23 protein-coding genes and 1 pseudogene are annotated in these 24,361 nt (G+C 71.0%); 15 read left to right on the top strand and 9 right to left on the bottom strand.

The annotated features are described in order from the left end of the window. The first annotated feature begins 41 nt into the window (after window positions 1–41). From SLAV_RS20070 to SLAV_RS20060, 3 genes are read left to right on the top strand one after another with little or no spacing between them, the layout of a single operon-like run. Complete coding sequence (locus SLAV_RS20070) at window positions 42–1,673, top strand: serine/threonine-protein kinase (protein WP_051840648.1); 1,632 nt, start codon at window positions 42–44, stop codon at window positions 1,671–1,673. Between the two features lie 5 nt (window positions 1,674–1,678). Next, on the top strand, window positions 1,679–3,292 hold the full coding sequence (locus SLAV_RS20065; RefSeq protein ID WP_051840650.1) for a sensor histidine kinase: 1,614 nt from the start codon (window positions 1,679–1,681) through the stop codon (window positions 3,290–3,292). A gap of 10 nt (window positions 3,293–3,302) precedes the next feature. Next, window positions 3,303–3,959: a response regulator gene (locus tag SLAV_RS20060; protein WP_030228758.1), complete on the top strand. Its 657-nt coding sequence runs from the start codon at window positions 3,303–3,305 to the stop codon at window positions 3,957–3,959. Window positions 3,960–4,092: 133 nt separating this feature from the next. On the opposite strand, the gene SLAV_RS20055 is transcribed toward SLAV_RS20060, so the two are convergent. Genes SLAV_RS20055 through SLAV_RS20045 form a run of 3 tightly spaced genes read right to left on the bottom strand, consistent with a single transcriptional unit; the run spans window position 4,093 to window position 6,430 of the window. Further along, window positions 4,093–4,449, bottom strand: a complete 357-nt coding sequence (locus SLAV_RS20055; RefSeq protein WP_030228760.1) for a hypothetical protein — start codon at window positions 4,447–4,449, stop codon at window positions 4,093–4,095. Further along, window positions 4,449–5,312, bottom strand: coding sequence for a sugar-transfer associated ATP-grasp domain-containing protein (locus SLAV_RS20050; protein ID WP_037686888.1), 864 nt, complete (start codon window positions 5,310–5,312; stop codon window positions 4,449–4,451). The genes SLAV_RS20055 and SLAV_RS20050 overlap by 1 nt, the downstream gene beginning before the upstream one ends. Next, entirely contained in the window at window positions 5,309–6,430 is a 1,122-nt protein-coding gene (locus SLAV_RS20045) for a 7TM domain-containing protein (protein WP_158740611.1), read from the bottom strand. Before SLAV_RS20045 ends, SLAV_RS20050 begins: the two co-directional genes overlap by 4 nt. Window positions 6,431–7,022: 592 nt before the next feature. Here SLAV_RS20045 and SLAV_RS20040 point away from each other — a divergent pair. The 4 genes from SLAV_RS20040 (at window position 7,023) to SLAV_RS20025 (ending at window position 9,861) form a co-directional block, all read left to right on the top strand. Beyond that, window positions 7,023–7,226, top strand: coding sequence for a cold-shock protein (locus tag SLAV_RS20040; protein WP_030228768.1), 204 nt, complete (start codon window positions 7,023–7,025; stop codon window positions 7,224–7,226). 310 nt (window positions 7,227–7,536) lie between these two features. Then, complete coding sequence (locus SLAV_RS20035) at window positions 7,537–9,051, top strand: DEAD/DEAH box helicase (protein WP_030228770.1); 1,515 nt, start codon at window positions 7,537–7,539, stop codon at window positions 9,049–9,051. Window positions 9,052–9,096: 45 nt separating this feature from the next. After that, the gene (locus SLAV_RS20030; protein ID WP_030228773.1) at window positions 9,097–9,501 is read left to right on the top strand and encodes a CBS domain-containing protein; all 405 of its coding nucleotides are present in this window, start codon (window positions 9,097–9,099) and stop codon (window positions 9,499–9,501) included. Between the two features lie 48 nt (window positions 9,502–9,549). Further along, the gene (locus SLAV_RS20025; RefSeq protein WP_030228775.1) at window positions 9,550–9,861 is read left to right on the top strand and encodes an SCO5918 family protein; all 312 of its coding nucleotides are present in this window, start codon (window positions 9,550–9,552) and stop codon (window positions 9,859–9,861) included. Window positions 9,862–9,969: 108 nt separating this feature from the next. Here SLAV_RS20025 and SLAV_RS20020 read toward each other — a convergent pair whose 3' ends face one another. After that, entirely contained in the window at window positions 9,970–10,329 is a 360-nt protein-coding gene (locus SLAV_RS20020; protein ID WP_030228777.1) for a hypothetical protein, read from the bottom strand. A gap of 784 nt (window positions 10,330–11,113) precedes the next feature. Between SLAV_RS20020 and SLAV_RS20015 the strand changes: the two genes are divergently transcribed. Next, window positions 11,114–11,452 (top strand): MerR family transcriptional regulator, encoded by a 339-nt coding sequence (locus tag SLAV_RS20015; protein WP_100660921.1) that lies wholly within the window; start codon window positions 11,114–11,116, stop codon window positions 11,450–11,452. 190 nt (window positions 11,453–11,642) lie between these two features. On the opposite strand, the gene SLAV_RS20010 is transcribed toward SLAV_RS20015, so the two are convergent. After that, a complete protein-coding gene (locus SLAV_RS20010; RefSeq protein ID WP_030224837.1) occupies window positions 11,643–12,362 on the bottom strand; it encodes a DUF4232 domain-containing protein in 720 nt (239 codons plus the stop codon). A gap of 317 nt (window positions 12,363–12,679) precedes the next feature. Here SLAV_RS20010 and SLAV_RS20005 point away from each other — a divergent pair, with 317 nt between their 5' ends. Both SLAV_RS20005 and SLAV_RS20000 read left to right on the top strand, forming a co-directional pair. Beyond that, window positions 12,680–14,251: a helix-turn-helix domain-containing protein gene (locus tag SLAV_RS20005; protein ID WP_037686138.1), complete on the top strand. Its 1,572-nt coding sequence runs from the start codon at window positions 12,680–12,682 to the stop codon at window positions 14,249–14,251. 522 nt (window positions 14,252–14,773) lie between these two features. Continuing rightward, a pseudogene (locus SLAV_RS20000) lies at window positions 14,774–14,890 on the top strand (restriction endonuclease); the annotation flags it as partial. Between the two features lie 549 nt (window positions 14,891–15,439). Here SLAV_RS20000 and SLAV_RS19990 read toward each other — a convergent pair. Continuing rightward, window positions 15,440–16,159, bottom strand: a complete 720-nt coding sequence (locus SLAV_RS19990; protein WP_030224842.1) for a GIY-YIG nuclease family protein — start codon at window positions 16,157–16,159, stop codon at window positions 15,440–15,442. A 557-nt stretch (window positions 16,160–16,716) separates the two neighbouring features. Here SLAV_RS19990 and SLAV_RS19985 point away from each other — a divergent pair. Beyond that, window positions 16,717–18,303, top strand: a complete 1,587-nt coding sequence (locus SLAV_RS19985; RefSeq protein ID WP_234333359.1) for an ice-binding family protein — start codon at window positions 16,717–16,719, stop codon at window positions 18,301–18,303. A gap of 275 nt (window positions 18,304–18,578) precedes the next feature. Here the strand turns inward: SLAV_RS19985 and SLAV_RS19980 are convergent, their stop codons facing one another. After that, complete coding sequence (locus SLAV_RS19980; RefSeq protein WP_030224843.1) at window positions 18,579–19,442, bottom strand: helix-turn-helix domain-containing protein; 864 nt, start codon at window positions 19,440–19,442, stop codon at window positions 18,579–18,581. Window positions 19,443–19,803: 361 nt separating this feature from the next. On the opposite strand from SLAV_RS19980, the gene SLAV_RS19975 reads away from it, so the two are divergent. Next, a complete protein-coding gene (locus SLAV_RS19975; RefSeq protein WP_234333361.1) occupies window positions 19,804–20,010 on the top strand; it encodes a hypothetical protein in 207 nt (68 codons plus the stop codon). A gap of 29 nt (window positions 20,011–20,039) precedes the next feature. Here SLAV_RS19975 and SLAV_RS19970 read toward each other — a convergent pair whose 3' ends face one another. Beyond that, window positions 20,040–20,540: a DUF5994 family protein gene (locus tag SLAV_RS19970; protein WP_030224850.1), complete on the bottom strand. Its 501-nt coding sequence runs from the start codon at window positions 20,538–20,540 to the stop codon at window positions 20,040–20,042. 225 nt (window positions 20,541–20,765) lie between these two features. On the opposite strand from SLAV_RS19970, the gene SLAV_RS19965 reads away from it, so the two are divergent. Further along, window positions 20,766–21,338 (top strand): DUF5994 family protein, encoded by a 573-nt coding sequence (locus SLAV_RS19965; RefSeq protein WP_030224853.1) that lies wholly within the window; start codon window positions 20,766–20,768, stop codon window positions 21,336–21,338. Between the two features lie 55 nt (window positions 21,339–21,393). Then, complete coding sequence (locus SLAV_RS19960) at window positions 21,394–21,675, top strand: hypothetical protein (protein ID WP_030224854.1); 282 nt, start codon at window positions 21,394–21,396, stop codon at window positions 21,673–21,675. A gap of 12 nt (window positions 21,676–21,687) precedes the next feature. Here SLAV_RS19960 and SLAV_RS19955 read toward each other — a convergent pair whose 3' ends face one another. Continuing rightward, window positions 21,688–22,956: an ATP-binding protein gene (locus SLAV_RS19955; protein WP_030224863.1), complete on the bottom strand. Its 1,269-nt coding sequence runs from the start codon at window positions 22,954–22,956 to the stop codon at window positions 21,688–21,690. A gap of 162 nt (window positions 22,957–23,118) precedes the next feature. Here SLAV_RS19955 and SLAV_RS19950 point away from each other — a divergent pair, with 162 nt between their 5' ends. After that, entirely contained in the window at window positions 23,119–24,321 is a 1,203-nt protein-coding gene (locus SLAV_RS19950) for a PP2C family protein-serine/threonine phosphatase (RefSeq protein ID WP_030224864.1), read from the top strand. The last annotated feature ends 40 nt before the right edge of the window (window positions 24,322–24,361 follow it).

Below are 24,361 nucleotides of genomic sequence, written 5' to 3'. Positions count from 1 at the left end.
AGCCGCCTCACAGCTCGTACGTACCACTGGAGACCTTCCGCATGCCCAACGATCCGACCCCGGACTCCTCGCTCGCGCGGGCGGTCTTCCAGCCGTTGCGGCCCGACGACCCGGGCGAAGTGGGCGGCTACCGGCTGCACGCCCGGCTCGGGGCCGGCGGCATGGGGCGGGTCTACCTGTCGTACACACCCGGCGGCCGGCCCGTCGCCCTGAAGACGGTCCGGCCGGAGTTCGCACAGGACCCGGAGTTCCGGCGGCGGTTCGCGCACGAGGTGGCCAACGCCCGGCGGATCCACGGCCTGTACACCGCGCAGGTGATCGACTCCGGTGCGGACGCCGAGGTGCCCTGGCTGGCCACCGCGTACGTGCCGGGCCCGTCGCTGCAGCAGGTGGTACGGGAACACGGCGCGCTGCCGGTGCGCACGGTGCTGCTCCTGATGGGCGGGGTCGCGGAGGCACTGCAGGCGATCCACGGCGTCGGGGTGGTGCACCGGGACCTCAAGCCCGCCAACGTGCTGCTCGCGGCCGACGGACCGCTCGTGATCGACTTCGGCATCGCCCGCGCGGCCGACGCCGTCGCGCTGACCGGCACCGGGTTCCGGATCGGCTCCCCCGCCTTCATGGCGCCCGAGCAGGCCCTGGGCCGGCCGGCCGGCCCCGCGACGGACGTCTTCGCGCTGGGGGCGCTGGCAGCCTACGTGGCGAGCGGCACTCCGCCGTTCGGTGAGGGGCCGGAAACCGCGGTGCTGTACCGCGTGGTGAACGAGCAACCCGGTCTCGACCGCGTCCCGGGTGACCTGCGCGCGCTGCTGCTGCGCTGCCTGGCGAAGCGGCCCGAGGACCGGCCGGCTCCCGCCGAGATCATCGAGGCCGCCCGCACCCACCCCGCCGTGGGCGGGCAGTTGCGCTTCGCCGACGACTGGCTGCCCCTGGGGGTCAGCACCGACATCACCCGCCGCTGCGACCTGCGGCCGCACCTTCCCACGGCCGTCTCCCCCGCCTCCGTTCCCGCCCAGGCACCGCCCGGCTCCTTCGGCGCCCCGCACCCACCGACCCGGATGTCGACCGCCCCGGCGCCCACACCGCCTGCGACCGTCGCCGCTCCGGCGCCACCCGAGCAGGCCAAGCCCCGCCGCCGTCGCCGCAAGCGCGCGTCCTGGAGGGCGGTGCTCGTGGTGGCGCTGGTGATGGCGCTCGGCGGCGCGGTCGGCGGCGTGCTTCTCGTCGTCGAAGCCGACCAGATCCTCGGAGACACGGGAACGTCCGACGACACCAGCCCCGACACGGCGGCGAGCACGGCCACGTACGCCGCGGCGTACACCGAGACGGTCCTGACCGCACCCGACGACTCCTACGACTTCGACATCACCAGCGGCACGCTCACACCCGCGCGGTCCACCCCGTGGGCCGTGGGGCACAACGCCGACGGGTTCCTGAGCCCGTCGGACAGCGACGCCTCCATCACCCCCAGCGGCCGGCCGACCCCGGCCGAGTGCGGGGCGGCCATCGACCGGCAACCGGCGACGTCCCTCGCCTTCGGCGACCTGCCGGCCGGACGAGCCTTCTGTGTGCGCTCACGCAGCACACACGACATCGCGATCGTGCGAGTGATCACCGTGGCCGACAGCGGTCCGGTGACGATCTCGATGGACTACTACCGCAACGGCAACTGACTGCCGTGCGGGACCGTTCGTACCGAGTCGTCGCCGACCTCACCCTGATCGCCGTGGCGGGTGCCACCGGGTGGGTCCTGTTCGGCTGGGTCGACAGCTGGGGCGTCGCAGCCGGGCTGTTCGGTGGGTCGGCGGCCCCTGTCGCAGTGGCCGGTTGCGCCGTGTCGGCCGTACTGATCCGCCGACGGGCGCCGTCGGTCGCCGTCGTGGTCGTGGCGGGCCTGGTGGGGGTCGATCCGCTGACCGGCGGCGCGCTGGCGATCGTGGCCTATGCGGCGGGTCTGCGCTGGTCGAGCCTGCCGCGCAGACTTGCTCTGTCAGCTGCATGTCTGGCCGTACCGACCGCCGTGACCGCTGTCATCGCGGCCGAGGGGCCTCTGCCACTGCTGCGGTACTCGGTCATGGTGGTACTCGTCACCGGGGTCGTGTGCGGCGTGCTGCCCGGCCTGGTCGGGGCGCTGGTCGGCCAGCGCGAACGGCTGGTCAGGGCACTGCGGGAGCGCAGTTCCTCTCTTGAGCAGGCACACCGCTCCGCCGAGGAGCAGTCCAGATTGCGGGAACGGTCCCGGATAGCCGGAGAGATGCACGATCTGCTCGGCCACCGGCTGAGCCTGGTCGCACTGCACTCCGGCGGTCTGGAGATGGCCAGCGAAGGACGTCATCCCGAGATGCACCAGACAGCGGTGCTCGTGCACAGCTCGGCGCGGGAGGCGATGCAGGAGCTGCGCGGGGTTCTGGGGGTGCTGCGTGCCGGGGATCCGACGGCGGAGAAGTCCGAGCCCCTGACCGATGTGACCGGCACTCGGGCCGACGTCGACGCCTTGGTCGCCGACTCCCGGGCGGCCGGCATCGCCGTGCACCTGGACTGGGCCGGGGACGATCTCACAGAGGCCGCCCCATCCGCCCGACGGGCTGTGCACCGGGTGATCCGCGAGGCACTGACCAACGTGCACAAGCACGCCGCGGCGTCGGCCGTCGAGGTTGTCGTCCGGCGCGACACGCGGCAGGTGTGGGTCGAGGTCCGCAACGGCCCCCGGCCGGCCGACCGCCCGGCGCGCCCCCTTCCCGGCAGCGATCTCGGGCTGGTCGGCCTGGATGAGCGGCTTCGCCTGCTGGGCAGCACGCTGCGGGCCGAGCACACGCCGGACGGCGGGTTCGCCGTCGGCGCGTGCATCCCCTTGGACGCCCGCGCCAACCTGGCAGCCGGGGTGGCCCAGCGGCCACAGCTGGGCGGCAGGCGCGCGGCGCAGGCGGCCACCTCCAGGTGGCTGACCCGTGGTGCGACGGCCGCGGCGCTCGGGCTCGGGCTCGTGGGCATCGTCTCGCTGCAGTTCGCCACGCTGGCCTTCGTCCCGTACCCGGTGGAGGACGGGCTGCCGGAGTCTTCGCAGAGCGGGGTCTCGCACGATGAGTTCGTCCGCGAGTTCGGTCCGAGCGATCCGCTCGCCGAGGCCACCGTCCGCGAGCAGGAGCCCGTCCGGCCCGCCGGCACCACATGTGACTACCACGTCGGCGCCGGTGAGCTGCCGTCGCCGACGGCGGTCGTGCACCGCTATTGCTTCAGCTCCGGCCGGCTCGTCGAGGTCGTCGAGCTCGCCGTGGACCGAACCGCTCAGTGAGGCCCCTGTCGTGATACGTGTTCTCCTCGCCGACAACCAGGATCTGGTCCGGGCCGGCATCAAGCTCGTCCTCGAACACGCCGAGGACATCGAGGTGGTCGCCGAGGCTTCCGACGGACACGAGGCCACCCGGCTTGCCGCAGCACACCAAGTCGACGTCGCACTCCTCGACATCCAGATGCCCGGCAGCGACGGACTCCTGGCGGCCGAGCGCATTTCCGAACGGGCACCCTCGGTGCGGGTCGTCATGCTGACCACGTTCGGCGAGGACGAGTACGTGGCCCGGGCGCTGCGAGCGGGGGTGGCGGGCTTCCTGCTGAAGGACAGCACCCCGCAGGAGCTCATCCGGGCGGTCCGGTTGGTCTCGCGCGGCGAGCCGATCGTGTCCCCGCAGATCACGAGACAGCTCATCGGCCGGTTCCTCAGCCACGACAAGGGCCCCACGGATCCGCGACTGGACCGGGTCGCGACCCTCACCGATCGTGAGCGCGAGGTGCTGGTGATGGTCGCCGCCGGGGCGTCCAACGCCGAGATCGGCAGGCAGCTGCACCTCGGAGAGGGAACGATCAAGGCGCACGTGAGCCGGATGCTGACCAAGCTGGACTGCGCCAACCGCGTCCAGGCGGCCATCGTGGCCCACGAGGCCGGACTCCTGCCCGACCGGTGACCCGCCTCCGGGCGGCCCGCTTCCCCTGGGGGTTCAGCGGTGCGCTCCGGCCGTCGACGAGCTTCGCGCACTCGTCCTGTCAGCCGTCGTGGCCGCCGAGACCAGCGTGGTCCTCGCGGGGTGTCTCATGGGGTCAGTTCCTCTGCCTTCCAGCGGGAACGGGAGCGGGCGGGCCGCTCTCCGCCGGACCGGCGCCGGTGGAGACCGGGGAGGGGGACTTGAGGAGGTGAGGGGTCGGCTCGGCCGCCGTCGGCCGGGGGCGCGGGGTGTGCGTCGCCGGCGGCGGGGCAGGCGCGGGAGCCGCCGAACCGGGCGGTGTGTTCCTCAGCTCGGTCAGTTCCTCCGCCCGGTCCGGGGTCACGGGTATCTCCTTGACGGTGTGGGGATCGGGGGCCGGCCGTGGCGGCTTCGCCCCGGCGACGCTCGCGGCCAGGAATGCGCCCGCGGCCCCCGCGACGGCGACCTTGAACAACAGTGCGGTCCAGCGCATCAATGCCTCCTCGGCTGTGTGGTGGCGGTGATCAGGCCGTGGCCGGTGACGTTCTGGATCTGCAGGCCCGGGCGGGCGTTGACCTCCAGGATCAGCGGACCGCGGTCGGCGTCGACGACGATGTCCGCACCGAGGTACCGCAGGCCGGTCGCTCCCGCGCACCGGCGCGCGGCGTCGAGTACCCCGGTCCAGTGCGGGACGGTCGCGCCGATCAGCGGTTGCCCCGTGTCGGGATGGGCCTCGATCGGCTCCTTCCCGACGAGGGCGTACGTGATCCGTCCGGTGGCCAGGTCCACGGCCGCACCGATGGCCTTCTGGTGCAGGTTGGCCCGGCCGCCGCTGAAGCGCGTCGGCAGCCGCAACATCGCCAGCTGCGGCTCGTCGCCGACGCAGATGACGCGGATGTCGGGCAGCCCCTGATGGGACAGGAGTGCCAGAGCGGGATCCGCGCGGATCAGCGGTTCGAACATGGCCCAGTCGTTCGGCCGCGGGGAGAAATCCCCGTCCAGGATCCGGCGCAGCTGATCGGCGACCATCGGCCTTGGGATCTTCTTGCCCGAAGAAGACCGCCAGTCACGCCTTCGCCGGCCGAAGGACAGGAGGATGCCGCTGCCGCCCAGGCTCTGATTCGGCTTCAGCGCCCAGCAGTCGGGCAGGCCGTCCCAGTCCAGTGCCGCGATCTCACGCCGGGACCGCAGGAGTGCCAGGGTCGGGGAGGTCGGCGCGCCCACGGACAGCAGCGCCTCTTTGGTGGCGTACTTGTCGTTGACGAGCCGGATCGCAGCCGACGCGTTCTCCCGTGAGATCCGGGCATTGCGCAGGTTCATCCCCATGACGTCGTCCCAGCCGCGGAGCCGGATCACGACGCCGCGTCCTGCACCCGGGCGGTGGGCGCGAATCGGAGGAGTTCCATCAGCCGCAGCCCGCGGTAGGTTCCGACGAGCACCGTCCACACGGCACAGACGACCGCCAGTTGCAGCGGCACCCTCTCGGCGAGGTGACGGACGTACGGCGTGAGCAGGAGCAGCGCCACCAGGACCGCCGTGCCCATGGTCAGGGCCGCCCCGACGGCCGCGGCCCGTACGCCGTCGATGTCCCACTGCTCCCACAGGCGTTCGATGATGATCGCGGTGACGACGACGGGCAGCGCCATCCCCCATGAGTCGGAGAGCCCCGCGCTGCCCAGCGCGAGCTGAGCCCCGATGAGGCAGGTGGTGACCACTCCGATCAGGGCGCCGAGCCGGGCGACACGCGGCAGGTGGAGGCGGAGCAGCAGCGGTTGCACGACGAATCCCAGCGCGAACATCGCCAGCGTCAGGGGGATGCCCAACGTCAGCCCTGCCTGCGCGTACGCCATCGCCAGCAGAACCGGGCTGAAGGTGCCGAGGGTGTTCAGCCCGACGACGACCCTCAGTACGACGATCAGCAGGGCGGCGAGTGGCAGCAGCGACATCAGCGACACCGCGTCGATCGCCGGTGCCTTGGCAAACAAGATCTTCAAGGCGGACGGCGCGGTGGTCGTGTCCGGCCGGGTCAGCAACCGCTTGCCCACAGCCACCTGGAGTCCCTGGACGTCCTGGCGTCCGAGCAGCACCGGCGTCTCGCGCTTGGCACGGCTGTTGACGTTGACCTTGGAGACGAACGACCGATCGGCGAGCTGCATCACCGCATCGACCACGGGACGCTGCTCCCGGCCGAGAGACGAACCGACCGTCACCTTCGGCGCGTGAGCGAGATCGAAACCGAGACTCTTTGCCAGCTTGGTGTCCATCGACGAGGACGTGGCACCTGTGTCGATCAGCGCCAGTACCTCGACCGTCTTGTTGGACGGGCCGGTGATGCGCACCATCTCCCGCTCGCCGATGGTGTCGGACGACCTCGACAGCGCACGGCTGGGCGAGCCGAGCACACCGAACAGCAGGATCCCCACGCCGGCCACTGCCGCGAGCACCTTCAGGACCACCGGCACCTTCCGGCGCACGCCCCGATGGTCGCCCGAGGGCGTCCGATCACCGCGTTCCATACCCACTCCCGCCATCCGAAGGCCACAACAGCCTCAGCATCCGGGAGCCGGATCCGCGCCCAGTAGTAACGATCGGCCGGGCGAGGTAAACGAAAGTGTCGAGACTGCTCAGCGAGGGAGGTTGCGCGTGTGGAGTGGGACTCGCGGCGAACCAACGACGCGGGCGCTCGCGACGAGAGCGGCCGGGGAACAGACGTGCAGTCCCGATGGTCTGCACGTCGCAGTCGGCGGACGCCCTTGCTCCCGAAACGCTGCACCCGGGGGGAATCAATATCTATCCCCGCGGCCAGAGAGTTCAACGGACCCCACCGGGAGAGTTTTTCCGCACCGCACACGATGGAGATATTTAACGCACACAAGACGCTGCAGCATGCTACTGTCGATCTCGGTTGCAGTTTTGGTACCCAAAAACTTCAAGCGCTCCAGTCGGCCTCCGCGCCACATTCGAGCGCTTCATATTTCCGGGATCATTTTCCGGCGGGGCATCATCGCGGCGACACGGTGTCCGTACAGTGCGGATGCTGGTGTACTGCCCCAAAGGAGATATGACATGGCATCTGGCACCGTGAAGTGGTTCAACGCGGCCAAGGGTTTCGGCTTCATCGAGCAGGACGGTGGCGGCGACGATGTCTTCGCCCACTTCTCGAACATCGCCACCCAGGGCTTCCGCGAGCTGCTGGAAGGCCAGAAGGTCACCTTCGACATCGCGCAGGGCCAGAAGGGCCCGACGGCCGAGAACATCGTTCCCGCCTGACGCTGACGCGCATTTCGTAGCTGGGGCCCGCATCCCTCGGGGTGCGGGCCCCAGCTGCACGCTTTTCCCGCAGTGGTGTCACCTGCGTGACGAAGTATTCAGGGTTACAGCCTGCCCGGCGCTCCACCCCCTCAATTTCTCTTGGTTTCGCGTCCGCATGACGCCACCCCATCTCAGCGCCTGCGACCGTACAGAATCCCTGTAGGCCAGAGCCGCTCTCGCATTCCATTCGGCCCGTTCTCGCGATTCCCTGCACTGCGTTTCCGCTGCGGGAATTCCTTGATGCGTGCCGTATCAAGGAAGGTTCTGAATGAACCGCACACGTACGAACGACCGTTCCTCCCGCACCCGCAGCCGCACCGGCGGCCCCGCTTTCGGCGCTGCCGCCGGTTCGGAGCGGGGCAGCCGCTTCGGCCCGTCGGCCCCGAGCCGTTCCGGGCGTCCGAGCCGCTCGGGCGGCTACGGCCGCCGGCCCGCCGCGCCCCAAGGCGAGTTCGCCCTGCCGAAGACGATCACTCCCGCGCTGCCCGCCGTCGAGGCCTTCACCGCTCTCGACATGCCGGTCGAGCTGCTGGCCGCCCTCCGCACGCAGGGCGTGACGGTGCCCTTCCCGATCCAGGGCGCCACGCTGCCCAACACCCTCGCGGGCCGTGACGTGCTCGGCCGTGGGCGCACCGGCTCCGGCAAGACGCTCGCCTTCGGCCTCGCGCTGCTGGCCCGCACCGCCGGACAGCGCGCCGAGCCCCGTCAGCCGCTGGCCCTGGTCCTCGTCCCCACCCGCGAGCTGGCCCAGCAGGTGACCGACGCCCTCACCCCGTACGCCCGCGCCGTGAAGCTGCGCCTGACCACGGTCGTCGGCGGCATGTCGATCGGCAGGCAGGCCGGAGCGCTGCGCGGAGGCGCGGAGGTCGTCGTGGCCACGCCCGGCCGGTTGAAGGACCTCATCGTCCGTGGCGAATGCCGACTGAACCAGGTCGCGATCACCGTCCTCGACGAGGCCGACCAGATGGCCGACATGGGCTTCATGCCGCAGGTCACCGCCCTGCTCGACCAGGTACGTCCCGAGGGGCAGCGGATGCTGTTCTCCGCCACCCTCGACCGCAACGTCGACCTGCTGGTCCGCCGCTACCTCACCGACCCCGTCGTGCACTCGGTGGACCCCTCGGCCGGTGCGGTGACGACGATGGAGCACCACGTGCTGCACGTCCACGGCGCCGACAAGCACCGCACGACGACGGAGATCGCGGCGCGCGAGGGTCGGGTGATGATGTTCCTGGACACCAAGCACGCCGTGGACCGGCTGACCCAGGACCTGCTGGACAGCGGTGTCCGGGCCGCCGCCCTGCACGGCGGGAAGTCGCAGCCCCAGCGCACCCGCACCCTGGCCCAGTTCAAGACCGGACACGTCACCGTGCTGGTCGCGACGAACGTGGCGGCGCGCGGCATCCACGTCGACAACCTCGACCTCGTCGTGAACGTCGACCCGCCGACCGACCCCAAGGACTACCTGCACCGCGGCGGCCGCACCGCGCGCGCCGGCGAGTCCGGCAGCGTCGTCACGCTCGTCACCCCCAACCAGCGCCGCGACATGACCCGCCTCATGGAGGCTGCCGGGATCACCCCGCAGACCACGCAGGTCCGCTCGGGCGAAGAGGCCCTGAACCGGATCACCGGCGCCCAGGCACCCTCCGGCGTCCCCGTCGTCATCACCGCACCGGTCGTCGAACGCGCCAAGCGCAACGCCGCTTCCCGGGGCGGGCGACGGCCCGCCTCGACGGCCCGGCGTGTGAGCGTGCGGCAGTCTGCCTTCGATGCGGCGGCCTGAGCACACGTGATCAGGAAACTGACCCATCTCTGCAGGAGGCACGTTTTGACGTTGATCCAGATGCAGCCCCGTTCGGCGAACGCCAACCCTGTGCACCCGATGGTGGGCGACGCGATGGAAGCGGCCGGTCCCCAGGTCTGTGACGACATGACGGTCGAGGTGGCCCTGGCCGTCACGGCCAGTGCCCGCGCGGGTCATCTGCTGGTCTGCGACGAGGACGGCCTGTGCACCGGGCTGGTCACGCAGACTCAGCTCACGGCCATCCGCGACAGCGCGGCGTACACCGACCAGGTCCGTCTCCGCGATGTTCTCGGCGACCGTGGGCCGTTCACCTCGCCCATGACCACGATGGCCGAAGCCGAACACGCGATGCGCTACCGCAGGCTCGATGCCCTGCCCGTCGTCGATGACCAAGGCAGCGCTCTGGGCGTCCTCGCCCTTGCCCGCTGAACCGCCTCACCGCGGCATGACCGTCCCTTCTTCTTCCTGTGAGGCACCATGCGCTGTGTCATCGCCCGTTTCCCGTTCGACCTGACCAAGAGCGGTGTCCTGGAGTCGATGAAGGGCGTCAAGCCCGAGCAGGTCACCGGCGAGTCCGTGATCATCGGCCGCCGTACCTACCCCGTCAAGCAGGTCGGTCAGGTCATCACCCGCCAGGACCGCCGTGACTTCAGCGCCGGTGAAGTCCTCCGAGCCATGACGCAGCTCGGGTTCACGTGCCGCGGCCTCCCCCGGGCCGCCGTGCCCACGCGTGTCCTCAGCCCGCTCCAGCAGGCTTCCGCGATGCTCGGCATCCCGGTGACCGTCTGACGGACGGGACCGGGCGCGAGCCGACACCCCGAACAGCGAAGAGGGCCCAACCGGCACGCGCCGGTCGGGCCCTCCCCCGTATCCCGGGGTTTCTTACGCGAATGTCGGTCAGTGGTCGGAGTAGCTGAAGTCGCCCATGGTCCAGGCGCTGACATCCGCGATCGAGACGCGGTACATCCCACCCGTCTCCGGGATCCCCACCGTGCCCTGAAGGATGCGGGCCACATGGAAGTGCAGATGAGTGGGCAGCCCCTCGTGGGGTGTCGTGGCGGTGAAGATGGCGGCGAACTCGCCCAGGCGGGCGGAATCCGTCAGGACCTCCGACACCCGCTGCCGCCACACGGCTTCGGGTGCGAGTCGACCGGTGATGACAGCACCACCGGTGACAACGGTCAGGGACATCTGATTGCTCTGCCCGGACTCCACCAGGGTGGCAACGTCGACGAGCAGCTCGTCAGGCTTCGACATGGGAGCCGATTTTATGCACCGGTCGTCCCCTCTCTCGACCGGGTGACGGCGGTTGCTCGGGCGATGAGGTGACCACGGGTCGGCCGAATCCACCGGTATGGCCGCACAGGACGGGCGGCCCGAGCCCCTGATCTGCTGTGCAGGCTGCTCTGCGCACCTGGGCCGACCGCGAACATCCAGCTCTCCTCGACGGGTACGAAAATCTATGGCGGCCGGAGTAGACATTGCATGGTGGCGTGGTTATGGTTTCTCTCGTAGCCCAGAGAGACAGCAGTGCCCGGCAGAGACGAACTGCCGGGCAGCAGTACCCGTAAGTGCAGTTCGCAGTACCCAGCAGTGAAGTCAGTGAGCAGCACCTCGGTGAAGGCGTCGGCTGCGGACGCGCGCACCGGGAAGTTCGGCAGTGGGGTTCCAAGCCAGAGCAGACGCAGGACGGGCAACGGGGCTGGCTGCCGAAGAGTGGCGCTGACGCAGGCCACCAGCAGTACGCATGAGAGCAGTACCCGCAGTAAGCGGTTGATCATCCGAGGGATGAACGGAGGGATTGGGCGCCATCAGGATCGCCCGGGCGGAAGTCTGAGCCCGGGTACCGCAGGACATCGATAGTGAGGTGGTCTCCGGTCAAGCAACCGCGATCCCCGCACTCCCGGCAGCGTGTCGGCCGGGTCGGCGGAAACACAGGGTCGGCGCAGTATCAGGGCCGACAGATGGTGTAGTAGTTCCTTCGGGGCCCTGGTGCCGTACGGCACCAGGGCCCCTCCACGCGTTCCACGAGAGAGGTTCAATGACAGCAGACGACTCGTTCGGCCGCCTCGACGACGACGACTACCCCGCCTACACCATGGGCCGGGCCGCCGAGATACTCGGCACCACCCAGGCCTTCCTCCGCGCCATCGGAGAGGCCCGCCTCATCACCCCGCTCCGATCCGCCGGCGGACACCGCCGCTACTCCCGCTACCAGCTGCGCATCGCCGCCCGCGCCCGGGAACTCGTCGACCAGGGCACCCCCATCGAGGCCGCCTGCCGCATCATCATCCTTGAGGACCAGCTCGAAGAAGCCCAGCGCATCAACGCCGAGTACCGCCGCGCAGCCGGATCCTCCGCGCCGCCGCCCTCGGCCTGAACCGAGCGTGCCCGTCGGGACCGGCGGGCCTCGGTCGTCGACGGAGTGCCATTCGGGCGCGCACGCCCCCGCCAGGTCCGCCCCGGCGTCAGCGCACCAGACGCCTTGGCCCGGCCCGCACCATCGTGTCCTTGCCCGCCCGGCGACACATCCTGTGGGACGGCCGCGGCCGCGGCCCCTGGAACTCCGTTCAGAAGGCGCTCAGCGCGTCGCGGCTGTTGGTGCGGTACAGGCCGACCTTCGGGTCGGCGACGCTGCCCGGCTTGGCCAGCTGGAGGCTGACGCCGTCCGCGTTCGGCATGTGCTCCTTGTCGGCGAGGACGTTGACCTCGTCGGCCACGGGGCCGTTGCCACCCGACGGGTTGAGGTCCACGGCCGCGTACGCGGTGGCGCCGGGGTGCACCGGGTACGCCGGGGCGCCGCCCAGTCCACCGGGGGCAGTGGCCTGGAGACCGAGCGCGCCGCCCTTGGCGCTGAAGCCGACGGTGGGGAAGTAGTCCAGACCGCAGGAGGTGGAACCGTTGTTGGTCACGGTGATGACGCGGACGGTGGCCGGAGTGCCCGTCGGGGAAGTGACCTTGACGGTCAGGTTCCGCGCCGAGCAGGGGTGGGTGTAGGCGTAGGAGTCACCGGTGGTGTCCCCCGTGTTCTTGCCGCTCGAACCGGCCTTCGCCGGGGTGGCGGTGGCCGTGCCGGTTCCGGTGGCCTTGCCGGCGGACGGGGCGGCGGAGGCGCCCTCCCCGGACGGCGTCACGGTCCCGGTCGAGACCTGCTTGTCCGCGCTCTTGGTCCCGGCGGGGTTCGCGGTCGGCCCGCCGGCGCTGTCCGAGCCGCCGCAGGCGGTCAGGGCCAGAGCGAGGCCGGCGGTGGCGGCGGCCAGGGCGGTGGTGCGGAGTCGGTAGGTGCGCATGGGGAAGTCTCCGTGTCGGTGCGGTCGTCAGACGGAGGCTTCCGCTTTCCGCCTGACGAGACGTTGTGTGGGGCTGCTGTTCCGGTCGGCTGATGCCGCAGGCGGCCGAGGGCGGTCGGTGGGGCGGGTGGGGGCCCTCCCGTTGCGACCGCCGAATCCGATGGCGGACCGACCGGCTGATGACGCAACTGTGGGGCCGGTTTCGTCCCAGTGGCGTCCGGACCGGGATAGTTGGAACCCTGGAACGCTCCCGACCCCTCTCACCTGGGCGATCGGGCGACCCTGGAACGTGCTTCCGGGATGAGGGGGAGGGTGGAATGGCCACGGAGACGGAGCGGTTCGCGGAGCTGATGCGCGGATTCAAAGAGCGCTCGGGGCGCAGCTACGGCACGCTCGCGAAGCGTCTGCACTCCAGCAACTCGACGCTGCACCGCTATTGCAGCGGCGCGGCGGTGCCCGCGGACTACGCCCCGGTGGAGCGGTTCGCGCGAGTCTGCGGTGCCTCGGCCGACGAGCTGCTCGCGCTGCACCGGCAGTGGCTGCTGGCGCTGGTGGAGCGGCGGCGGGGGGCGACGGAGGGGCAGGCCTCGGGGTCGGGGGCCGCGAACTCCGCGGCGCCGCGGGACGGTGACGCCGCGGCGGAGGTGCCGCCTGCATCGGTGGTGGTGGCTGGGGAGGCTTCGGAGGTCCGGCCGCAGGCGGAGACCGACCCCGAACCGGCCCCGGCGTCCTCGGCCGGGTCCGCCCAGGCGCCCGGACCTGCCGCTGCGGAGGCACCCGCCCCCGCGGCGGCAACGGACGCACCCGGACCGGCGGAGCCACCCACCCCGGCGCCCACCCCCGCTCCCACGCCGGCACCGTCGGAGGCCCCCGCCCCTGCACCGGCACCGGCACCGGCACCGGCACCGGAGGCACCCGCACACGCCCCCGCCGCCCTTGTCCAGCCGGGCCCCGCCCGGGCCTCCGTACCGGGGGCCCGGCGTCCTCGGCTGCTGCTCGCCGTTGCGGCCGCCGTGGCCACCGCCGCGGTGGCGGGGACCGCCGCCGCCGTCTCCGCCATGGGAGACACGGGTCACGGGGACGCGCGCCACGGCGCCGTCCAGCCGTCCTCGCGCGAGCGGGCGGCGGCGGGCCCGGCCTTGCCGTCCGGCGGGTCGTCACCCACGCCCCCAGCCGATTCCGCACCCCCGTCCAGCCCCGGACCGTCGTCCCCCTCGGGAACGTCCGCGTCCACCTCGCCGGTCACCGCCAAGGAGGGGGCCTCCCCCACCGCCCCGTTCACGGTCAACGTCCTGCCCGACAACTGGGACAGCCCCTGCGACCAGTGGTTCGCCCTGGACAAGGCGCCCGGCACGGTCCCCCCGCCCCCCGCCGGGCAGGCGACCGATGGGTGGTCCCGGGCCCTGGCCGCCGTCCCGGCGGGGCACCTGCGCATGCAGCTGACCGTCCAGGGCACCGAGGGCAAGGCCGCGGTCCTGCACGCGCTGTACGTCCATGTCGTGAGCGGCCGCAAGGCTCCCGGCTGGAACGCGTACACCATGGGCGCCGGTTGCGGCGGCGCGCTGGTGCCGGCGTCCTTCGCCGTGAACCTGGACGATGCCTCCCCGAGGGCCAGGCCCGTACCCGGCAAGGAGGGCGAGCGGCCGACGGCCTCGACCGACTTCCCGTACAAGGTCTCCGCCACCGACCCCCAGGTGCTGAACATCGACGCCGCCACACTCGGTCAGGACGTCAGCTGGTACCTGGAACTGGCCTGGAGCAGTGGCGACCGCAAGGGCACCACCCGCATCGACGACCACGGCCGCCCGTTCCGCACGGTCGCCCTGAACACCGGCCACAGCTACTGGTACAACGAGAACAACAACGCCTGGCTGCCGTACACGGGATGAGACATTCCGCGCAGTAGATTCCCAAGCTCGTAGCGCGGGTTCGATTCCGTCATCCGCTCCTGAACGAAGCCCCGGGCACCAACTCCGCCGCGCCATGGGCGGATCGAAGCCCGACCGCGGAGGGCAAGGCGCAGCGATTCGGCAGATGATGACGAATAGCGACTGATCGGTGACCGGCTGTCAGCGGCAGGTGCTTTCATGGGCTGGTTGCGCAGGGAGGCGTAACCGACTGGTGAGGGGGATGCAGCTGTGCCGTGGATCAATGGCTACGTACGGTCGGACGGAACTCCGGTCAATGGACACGTCCGGCTCCCGGCCGGCGCGCGACGCGAGACCACACTGCTGGGCCTGTTCGTGATCGGAGGGTTCATCCTCGGCAACGGCACCACGACTGCGGGTGCCGGTACCGGGACGGGTGCCGGGACCGGGACGGGTGCCGGGACCGGGACGGAGTTACCCCGGCCGCAGTCGACGGTGGTCTACCCGATCAAGTGGCCCGCCTGGGAGAAGCAGACACAGCCCCAGCGCCTCCACCTCGTCGACCGCCACCTCCTCGCCCAATGGGCCGGCGGCTCCCGCCCCTTGTGGGAACTCCTCCGCGCCGTCCCACCACCCCGGAGGCCGACGTCCCTCTCGTAGTTGGAGGGAGTGCCACTCCCGCGGCCACCCAGCTGAACCCGGGGGCGGTAGTGCGGCCGCATCGGCAAGGGCACACCCAGCCGCGCCGAGCGCTCCCGCCGCGTCCGAGGCGACGAGCAGCCCGTCGGCCGGCGCCGCGGCTCCCAAGGGCAAGGGGATTCCGCCCAAGCCGGATGCGGCGACACAGGCGAAATACATCGCCGCCCTGACCGCCATCGACCCGGACATCGTCAACACCAAGCCCGACAAGGCAGTCGACCGGGGCCGGAACCAGTGCGAAACGATCGCCAACTTCCCCAAGGACGATCAGAAGCAGATCGACCTCACCAACCAGAGGTTCACCTCGCCCAACCACCCGGACGGATTCGGGCCGGCCAAGGCCGCCAAGATCCGCGATGCGGTCCACACGCACCTCTGCCCCACGTACTGAGCAGGACCCGACAGCGCTCGAAGCATCGACCGTCGTGGCGCCTGGCCCTGACACCTCCCGGCGTCAGGGCCACCACCGTCGTGTGGCGCCCCGAAGCCGGACGCGTGTCGCCGGCGTGATCACGCCGGCGCCTGAGACCGCAGGCCCTTGACGTATGCGTCTATGAGCGTGGCCGCCAGCCCGTAGTCCACTCGGAAGAACTCTCGGTCACCCCGCAGCCGGTACTCGGCAAGCAGCGCGTGGAGTTCGCCTTCGACCTGGCGGGCGTGCGGAACCATCCAGGCACCTCGCGCTCCGTAAGGGATGGGGACGCCCGTCGACGAGCTGATCTCCCGCGCACGCGTCGCCACGTCCCGCTCCGTGTAGCCCACCTTGAGGATGCCGGGCATCTCCCGTGTCGACAGGACGTAGATGAAGCCATGGTCCGGCTTGCGCAGGGGGGTGCCGTCGATGAACCGCTGGAGGATCGCCTCCACATCACGGTTGCCGAGGGCCGCGATCAGCCGAGATGTCGCCGCGGTGTCGCACTCCTGTATGGCCCTCCGCAGGCCCAGCAGGTCCCCGGAGACGCCCCTGACCGTCCGGTACGACGGAAAGCCGAGCTGGCTCCACACCGTGAACCAGTCCCACTGGTCCTTCTTGTAGGTCCGGGTGAACAAGCCTTTGATCACGGACAGATCGTCGAGGCGCCCCAGGGCAGCCGTACGACCGTCCACGAGGGTCGCAAGCACGGTACGGGCCGCCTGAATGCGCTCTGCCTGCACGGTCGGCTTGATCGGGGCCATGCCGAAGCCCCACTTCTGCTCGACGCGGGCCGCCGGCTTGGGTGCTGCTGTCATCCGTTGATCTTACGAAGCCCTCTGCGGCAGCCGAGGACCCGGCGGCGGGCCTGGCACCACCGCTTGCTCAAGGACTTCACCGGTCGGCCCGCGCCCGGCCGCGCGCTCCCCACGGCGGCCACGCAACAGATCCGCACAGGCGTGCGACGTGTACGCATTCCTGACAACGCGTCACTCTTGCAGACCCTTTTTTACGATTTGGTGTCTATTGCGGCGAAATATGCGTCAATACTGCCGGGTGACGGCGCATCACTACCTCTGACAGGGAGTCGCTCTGCCGTCCCCCGCTCGGGGTGAGCCTGCGCGCCGGCGCAGGCAGGGAGCTTGCGGCCCTGAGCAGTCACCGTCGCGGGCGCTCGGAATCCTCCCCGGGGAGGACTGGGGATCGAAGCAACAAGAAAGGTCCTGCCATGGCATTGGATGTCATCCGGTCGGCTCCACCCGACACAAGCCCTCAACGCAGTCTGCTCAAACGGGGAGCCTTCGCCCTGCTCCCCGCAGCGCTCGTGGCGTCGGCCGCCCTGGTCCCGAACCTCGCTCACGCCGCGGAATCCACCGTGGGGCTGGGGACCGCCACCAGTTACGCGGTTCTGGCCGGTTCGACGATCACCAACACGAACCCCACCATCATCAACGGCGACCTGGGGCTATACCCGGGCACCTCGGTGACCGGCTTCCCGCCCGGCATCGTCAACGGGGTGCAGCGCGTGTTCCCCAACGCCGCTGCCGGCCAGGCGAAGTCCGACCTCGTCGTCGCCTACGACGACGCGGCAGGACGGGGACCCGGGACCGTGCTCGCTGCGGCCGAGATCGGCGGACTGACGCTGGGGCCCGGCGTCTACACCGCCCCGTCGTTCGTGCAGCTCACCGGAACGGTCACACTCGACGGCCAGAACGACCCCAACTCCGTCTTCATCTTCCGGATCCCCTCGACCCTGACCACGGCTCCGGCGAGTGTCGTGGCCTTCATCAACGGAGCAAGTGCCTGCAACGTGTTCTGGCAGGTGGGCAGCTCCGCCACCATCGACACGACCACCCAGTTCAAGGGCAACATCCTGGCCCTGCAGTCCATCACGCTGAACAACAGCGCCGTGATCCAGGGCCGCGCCCTGGCGCGCAATGGCGCGGTCACCATGGACAACAACACCATTACGAGGCCGGACTGCGCCGTTGGTCCGCCCGGACCGAGCGGACCTCCCGGACCGAGCGGACCTCCCGGACCGAGCGGACCTCCCGGACCGACCGGCAGCCCCGGCCCGACCGGCAGCCCCGGCCCGACCGGCAGCCCCGGAGCCCCCGGCGCTCCTGGTGCTCCCGGCGCCCCCGGCGCACCTGGTGCCCCCGGCGCACCTGGTAACCCCGGCGCTCCTGGCGCTCCCGGCGCCCCTGGTAACCCCGGCGCACCTGGTGCCCCCGGCGCCCCTGGCGCCGACGGTGCTCCCGGCGCACCTGGCGCTCCCGGTGCTCCCGGCGCTCCTGGCCCGACCGGCGCACCCGGCCCGACCGGCGCCCCCGGCCCGACCGGCGCACCCGGCGCACCCGGCGCTCCCGGCCCGACCGGCAGCCCTGGCGCCCCCGGCGCACCTGGCGCTCCCGGTGCTCCCGGCGCTCCTGGCCCGACCGGCGCACCCGGCCCGACCGGCAGCCCCGGCGCACCCGGCGCACCTGGCCCGACCGGACCCGCAGGACCCACAGGGCCTGTCGGACCCACCGGACCCGCAGGACCCAAGGGGCCTCGTGGAGACAAGGGCGACAAGGGCGACAAGGGGCACCACGGCCACGACAAGGACGAGCACGGCAACCACGGCCACGACAAGGACGAGCCCGGCGACCACGACCACGACCAGGACGAGGGCGAGGGCGAGAACGGTCAGGGTGACCACGACGGGGGCAAGCCGCCGTGGGCCAACTTCCTTCCGAACGGGCAAGCCGAGGATCCCGGCCACGCGGGTCCCGGCCACGCGGCCAAGACCGTCAACTTCGCCCACGTGAGCGCCGCCACCAGCCAGCAGCCGGCGGGGGCCGGATCAAGCAGCGGGACCGGCATCGCGGCCGCCTCCGCGGCAGCGCTGGCATTCGTCGGAGGCTCGGTCATCTTCACCAGGAGGAGGATGCGGCGAGGTACGACAACGCGACAGGAGTAGCCCATCGCAGGCGTGACCGCCTCACGCCCCTGACCCATCGGTGTCGGGCACTCGGCCCGATCGTCGATCGCTTCGCCCTCCCGTCACCGATGGCCGCGTACGCATCGGCGGCAGGGGCTGGAGCTCGGTCAAGCGCGTAGGACGTCACGTCCGCCGTTCGGCGGCTGAGCCCCTGGACACATCGTCCAGGGGCTCAGTGGCGCTCGCAAGTGATCAATTCGGATTCACGGACGCGCCGGGCGGCAATGCCGTCGTCCCGGCCGGCGAAGGGCGGGTCATTCCGGGCCGGCGTAGGAGTTGATGGCTTCGTCGATGAAATGCCGGGTGTTGTCCGGGCTCAGCGCCCGGGCCTGCAAGTGCGCATACATATCGCGGTAGAGCCGAACGTCGGAACGTTTCTCCAGATAAACGTCGCTGGTGAACCTTTCCAGATACACCACGCTCATATCGGCGGCGTCGGCGAACTCCAGCAGCGAGAACTGTCCCGAGACACCCGGGTGCGCGCCCACGCCATGGGGGAGAACCTGCACGGTGATGTGCGGCTGGGCACCGAGACGGGTCAGATGGCCCAGCTGCTCGCGCATGACCCCTCGGCTGCCCACGACGCGCCGCAGCGCCGATTCGTCCAGGACGGCCCAGAGACGCAGCGGGTCGCGCGGGGCTCCCAGCCGGTCCTGGCGCCGCAGCCGCACCTGGAGGCGTGCGCCGGCCTGTTCGGCCGTGACATGAGGGATCGTTCCTGCGATGACCGCCCGGGCATAGGCGGAAGTCTGCAGCAGGCCGGGGATCACCGACGGTTCGTAGAGCCGGATCGAGGCCGCCTCGGCCTCCAGGCCGATGTAGGGGCCGTACGGGATGTCACCGTAGGAGTTCCACCAGCCCTGCTGACCCGACTCCCGGGACAACTGCATCAGGTGATCGACGCGCCGCTGATCCTTGACTCCGTACAACCCGCAGAGATCGCGCACATCGCGCGGCTTGGCGAGGCGGCGGCCGTTCTCCAGCAGACTGATCTTGGGCTGGGAGATCAGCAGGCGTTCCGCCACCTGCTGCGTCGTCATACCGCTGATCTCCCGGAGCCGACGTAGCTCCGACCCCAGTCGGCGCCTGCTGACGGTGGGATTGACAGTGCCGCTCACAGGACGCGCGCCTCCGCTCGAAAAACCTTGCACAGGCGAGCAGATTGCCATGGTCCGGTCGACTTGATCCGCTTTTTCGTCGTGTCGCGAACGGCGACAACTTAACCCGGCCACATTTTCAGGTTCGCATAACAAGAATTGGAATATCCTCACATCGACGCCCCATCCGCGTGAATTGCGGAATCCGCAGGGAATTCCCGCCCGAAGCGCAAGCCGGTACAGAATTCTGCGCAATATGCCAGGCTCCGGAGGCAGCCGTGACGTGCCCCGCTCCGCAGTCGCCGTCATGCGCACCTCCGACGTGCGTGGCAGCGTGATCCGAGAGGAGTCCGTACCCCCACGCATCAAGAGGAGCACCGCCATGGACGGTACGCAGGACAAGCGTCAGGAGCCGGGCAAGGGCACGGGCCGCGAGGCTCAGGAGCACCATCGCCCCGGAGACCCCGCGCAGCCCCGGCCGGGCAGGCAGTCCCGTGAACAGGAAGGGAAGCCCGGGCAGAAGAAGGGCGCGCGCCGCCGCGAGGACGACCTGCTGCGCGAAGAGGACCTGCACGACGAGGGGCTCTGACCGGCGCAGCGCGCGCCGGGGCCTCCAGGTCAGCCTGCCGGATCGGCGGCGCCGTCGCCGGGCTCGGGTGTGGTGGCGACGAGGAGCTGGGCGGCCTGCGTGATGTTGTCGGCGCGGACGGCGCGGGCCATCGCTTCCCGGGCGGCGTCGGCGGTGGTGTCCGGGGGAACCACCAGGAAGGCGAAGAGGTCGTTGTGGCCACGGGTGACGAGGACGGTGTCGTCGCCGACCGGGTCGGAGTCGAGGTGCACGACCTGGCCGTCGACGACCAGGCGGGTGGGGACTCCGTTCCAGGCGGAGGCGTCCACGCCCACGCGGGTGATCGGGCCGAGATGCCCGGTCAGCACTCTGATCAGCGCCGGAAGCTCGGTGCCGATGTCGCGGGTGCGCGGCCACCAAGCGCCGTCGAGGAGCCCCTCCCGGGACCGCGTCGTCTCCAGCCGGAGTACGGCCGCCCCGGGCCGGAACGCACGGTGGATCGCATCCGGCAGGAGCAGTGGGGGTGTAGGGGGGCTGTCTGAGTCGGCCATGTGGGTTCACCCGTCCAGGGGGACCTGTGGTCCCTTCACACTACGCCCACCGCCCACTCCACCGCCTGCCGGAAAATACCTGGTCAGAACGGCCAAACCCAGTCGAACAGGCGTACAGTGAAAGCACCGGGAGTACTTCGCACACCGGCTTTCACGCGGGTGTCGTTTCCGGCGATCGCCTAAAGACCGGACTGCCGACGGGCAGTCCGGGGGCAGGTCCGCATCATGACCACCACCCTCGACCGGACCGCGCCCCGCGACCTCGCCGCAGTCCCGGCCCGCTTGTCCCTCACCCCGAAGACCACGCTCGCCGGCCAGCTGGACGGGGCCTGGTGGCCCTGCTCCCGCGACCTCGAAGCCGAGCTCCCGCCGCTCGCCGCCGCCCTGGAGGAGCGCTGGGGGCGCATCACCCGTGTCACCGTGAATCCCACCCGCTGGCCCGTCGTACCGCACACGGTGGCCATGGACGGGCGGGTACTGCACGTGGGCTGGTTCACCGAACAGGACCCCGACAAGCTGATCCTGCTCTCGTACACCGTCGGCCGCTGGGACCTCCTGGTCATCCCGCCCGAGACCGCACCCGCGGCCGCGGCCCGCCTGATGGCCGCCGCGGCGATCCCCGGCAGCGTCCTCACCGCGGGCGTGCTCATGGCCAACGAAGCGGTCATCGGGCGCGGCATCCGCGATGCCGCGCGCCGGGAAGCCACCTGGGAGGCCGAGGGCGGGGCCTGCATGTCCCCGTTCGGGGACGCGATGGGACGAAGCTCCCTCCCGCTGTCCGCGAACGGCTGGAGGTGAGCGGGCGGGGCCCCACGGCACACGCAACCGTCGGCGCACGCGAGAGGACGCGGTCATGGCCACACTGCGCGAACGCAAGACCTACCGCGCACAGGTGCTCCGGGTCCTGTACGAAGCCGTCGAGGGCAACCGCCTCCTCGGCATCACCGGAGCGCAGTTGCGCAGCGACCTGCGCATACCGGAACAGGACCTGGCCGCGGCCTGCACCTACCTGGCGGGCGAAGGGCTGATCACCGTCGACTGGGAACCGGGCAACACCCCCGCGATGGTCACCCTCACCCACGAGGGAATCCGGCACATGGAGGCCGAGGAGGAAGAGGAGGAAGGGGCGGTCTAGCGGAGCCGCGGTCTAGACGCGGGCGAACTCCTCCGTCTGGAGGGCGAATTCCTGGGACATGGCGGCGCTGACCGTGGGTCTGGTGCCGTGGATCGTGCGCAGGTAGTCCTCGGTGGTGGGGCGGGCCCGGGCTCCGGTGTCGATGGTGCGCTCGAACTGGACCTGGGAGACGGTGCGCGCCACATGGGCGATGTCGGCGGGGGTGAACCCCTCGCTGGCCGATGCCAGGGCCGTGCTGTCGGCTTCCGCGCCCGCTCTGGTCAGGTAGCTCTCCCACAGCGCGGTCCTCGCGCGGTCGTCGGGCGGGCCGATCGGCAGCACGTAGTCGAACCGGCCGTGCCGCAGGAAAGCGGAGTCGAGGGTGGTCACGTCGTTCGTGGCGCAGACGAGCAGCCGCCCGTCCTGGCCCCGGAACCGGACGATCGCCTTGAGCAATTCGTTGACGACGCCGACCGCGGTCGCGTCCGCACCGCTGCGGGTCCCCGCGATCTCCTCGACCTCGTCGATGAAGACCAGGACGTGGTCGAGCCGGGCGATCTCGTCGAAGCGCCGGTTCAGCCCGCTGGCCAGCCCGTACTCGGCGGCCAGCCGGGCGGGGAACAGTTCGAGGAACGGCCATCCCAGACGGCTGGCGATCGCGTGCGCGAACGTGCTCTTGCCCGTCCCGGGCGGCCCGAACAGCATCACCGCCCGCGGCAGCTCCACTCCGTGCCGGGCGGCCATCTCGGGATGGGCCAGGGGCAGGACCAGGCGCCGCTCGATGAGCTCCTTCTCCTTCTGCATGCCCGCGACCTTCTGCCACAGTCCCCCGGGCGGCAGCTCCGCTCCGAGCGACGCGAGCATGCTGACCGCCTGCGGGGTCACCCGTGCGCGCTTCTCGAAGAAGACCAGACCCGGACGGGCGTCGAAGCCGCAGTCGTGCAGGGCGGTGGCGCCGGTCTCGCCGTCGGGCAGGACCGCGTGCACGGTTCGGACGCCACCGGCGAACAGCCGGTGCTCCAGGGCCGTGATCAGGTCGCTGCCCAGCCCCTGGTGCCGCCAGGCGGGGGCCATGCAGATGCGCAGGATCCACGCACGGTCGCCCTCCACCCTGCTCACCGCGGCGCCGACCACCACCTCGTCCGCGGCGGCCACCACCGCCGGATGGAGGGCCTGGAGGGCCGCCACCGCGTCCGACAGCGGGAAGAGGGGTGGCTCGTCGGCCGTACCGCTCTCCGCGTCGACCCGGATCACCGCTTCGAGATCGTCCGGGGTGTAGTCCCTGACATGCCAACCCGTCATGGTCAGCTCCGCGTGTGAGGCCGTACTCCCATCATCGGCCCCTGTGGGCGACGCGCACGCCGGACGCACCGTGTGGCGTGCCCGTTCGCCGGGGAGCATCCTGGAGGCCACGCCGCCCGTGCAGCCCGGACGCCGGCCCGCCGCCCGGTTGGAGGCAACAGGATGACCGTCGGAGGGCGCGGGGACCCGGACCTTTCGGAGAGTTTCGGGGAGGAACTGCTCGGGCTGCTCCTGGACCGGGCGCACGAGCTGCCGCCGCACATGGTCGGGCCGCTCGTCGCCACGACGGTGGCCCGGTTGGGGGGCCGCGAACCGCAGATCCTGCTCCAGGACTACGGACTGCAGCAGCTGGTCCCCCTGGACGCCGACGGCGGCGTGGCCGCCGGCGGCGCGCAGCCCATCGACCGCTCCGACGCCGGGCGGTGCTTCCTGGAGTCGCGCCCGGTCGAGGTCCCGACGGCCGACGGCGTACGGGTGCACCTGCCCCTGCTGGACGGCGGCGACCAGGTGGGGGTCCTCTCGGTCACCCTGGACGGGATCGACGACGACACCCGCCGCCTCCTGCGCAGGATCGCGGGCCTGGCGGCCGACCTGCTGCAGACCAAGAACGGCTACACCGACCTCTTCTTCCGGACCCGCCGCAGCGAACCGATGAGCGTCCCCGCGGAGATCCAGTGGTCCCTGCTGCCCCCGCTGTCGATGGTGATGCCGCGCGTCGCGGTCGCCGGGGTCCTGGAGCCCGCCTACGCCGTGGCGGGGGACAGCTTCGACTACGCCCTGAACGGCGACGTCCTGCACCTGGCCATGGTCGACGCCATGGGGCACGGCCTGGACGCGGCCACGATGGCCACGGTGGCCATCGGCGCGTACCGGCACGCCCGCCGGATCAGCATCGAGCTGTCCGAGATCTACCTCTTCATGGACCGGGCCGTCGCCGAGCAGTTCGACCCCGACCACTTCGTGACCGCCCAGATGATGCGCCTGGACACGGACACGGGGCGGCTCCAGTGGGTCAACGCGGGACATCCCGCGCCGATGCTGATCCGCGCGCACCGCGTCGTAGGCCGTCTGGACAGTCCCACGACCCTCCCCGTCGGATTCGGAGGGGCCCAGCCGCAGGTCAGCACGGTGGCCCTGGAGCCGGGCGACCGCGTCCTGTGCTTCACCGACGGCCTGATCGAGGAGCACGAGAGCGGGCAGGAGCAGTTCGGCGAGGAGCAGCTGATCGACTGGGTGAACCAGCTGGAACTGGCCGACCACGGGGTCCGCGCGGTGGCCCGGGAGCTCTCCCACACCCTCAAGCGGGCACGCGGCGAAACCACCTCGGACGACGCGACGCTCGTCCTGTTCGAGTGGCGCGGATGACAGCGGGCCGTGCCGCCCGCCTGCGGCGGGTAGGTTGCCG

Source organism: Streptomyces lavendulae subsp. lavendulae, from assembly GCF_002803845.1.
In the GTDB taxonomy this organism is placed as follows: Bacteria; Actinomycetota; Actinomycetes; order Streptomycetales; family Streptomycetaceae; genus Streptomyces; species Streptomyces lavendulae.
Note: the sequence above shows the minus strand (reverse complement) of the source record. Positions and strands in the feature narration are given on the sequence as shown.